This window comes from Enterobacter cloacae complex sp. SYL003, from assembly GCF_049236925.1.
In the GTDB taxonomy this organism is placed as follows: Bacteria; Pseudomonadota; Gammaproteobacteria; order Enterobacterales; family Enterobacteriaceae; genus Enterobacter; species Enterobacter intestinihominis.
The window spans coordinates 1-1,198 of record NZ_JBMKJK010000060.1 but is presented as its reverse complement, the minus strand read 5'-3'; the positions used below and the strand labels follow the sequence as shown (position 1 = coordinate 1,198).

The window sequence follows — 1,198 nt, the reverse complement described above, 5'->3', positions numbered from 1 at the left end:
GGAAGGTGCGAATAAGCGGGGAAATTCTTCTCGGCTGACTCAGTCATTTCATTTCTTCATGTTTGAGCCGATTTTTTCTCTCGTAAATGCCTTGAATCAGCCTATTTAGACCGTTTCTTCGCCATTTAAGGCGTTATCCCCAGTTTTTAGTGAGATCTCTCCCACTGACGTATCATTTGGTCCGCCCGAAACAGGTTGGCCAGCGTGAATAACATCGCCAGTTGGTTATCGTTTTTCAGCAACCCCTTGTATCTGGCTTTCACGAAGCCGAACTGTCGCTTGATGATGCGAAATGGGTGCTCCACCTTGGCCCGGATGCTGGCTTTCATGTATTCGATGTTGATGGCCGTTTTGTTCTTGCGTGGATGCTGTTTCAAGGTTCTTACCTTGCCGGGGCGCTCGGCGATCAGCCAGTCCACATCCACCTCGGCCAGCTCCTCGCGCTGTGGCGCCCCTTGGTAGCCGGCATCGGCTGAGACAAATTGCTCCTCTCCATGCAGCAGATTACCCAGCTGATTGAGGTCATGCTCGTTGGCCGCGGTGGTGACTAGGCTGTGGGTCAGGCCACTCTTGGCATCGACACCAATGTGGGCCTTCATGCCAAAGTGCCATTGATTGCCTTTCTTGGTCTGATGCATCTCCGGATCGCGTTGCTGCTCTTTGTTCTTGGTCGAGCTGGGTGCCTCAATGATGGTGGCATCGACCAAGGTGCCTTGAGTCATCATGACGCCTGCTTCGGCCAGCCAGCGATTGATGGTCTTGAACAATTGGCGGGCCAGTTGATGCTGCTCCAGCAGGTGGCGGAAATTCATGATGGTGGTGCGGTCAGGCAAGGCGCTATCCAGGGATAACCGGGCAAACAGACGCATGGAGGCGATTTCGTACAGAGCATCTTCCATCGCGCCATCGCTCAGGTTGTACCAATGCTGCATGCAGTGAATGCGTAGCATGGTTTCCAGCGGATAAGGTCGCCGGCCATTACCAGCCTTGGGGTAAAACGGCTCGATGACTTCCACCATGTTTTGCCATGGCAGAATCTGCTCCATGCGGGACAAGAAAATCTCTTTTCTGGTCTGACGGCGCTTACTGCTGAATTCACTGTCGGCGAAGGTAAGTTGATGACTCATGATGAACCCTGTTCCATGGCTCCAGATGACAAACATGATCTCATATCAGGGACTTGTTCGCACCTTCCTTA

General features: G+C 52.8%; 1 protein-coding gene. It reads right to left on the bottom strand.

The window, feature by feature from the left end:
• Window positions 1–146: 146 nt before the first annotated feature.
• A complete protein-coding gene (locus ACOT1A_RS24550) occupies window positions 147–1,127 on the bottom strand; it encodes an IS5-like element IS5 family transposase (RefSeq protein WP_000019402.1) in 981 nt (326 codons plus the stop codon).
• Between the last annotated feature and the right edge of the window lie 71 nt (window positions 1,128–1,198).

Excerpts from the sequence above, each read along its gene's own strand:
- ACOT1A_RS24550 (WP_000019402.1), bottom strand. The coding sequence starts at position 1,127 with ATGAGTCATCAACTTACCTTCGCCGACAGTGAATTCAGCAGTAAGCGC.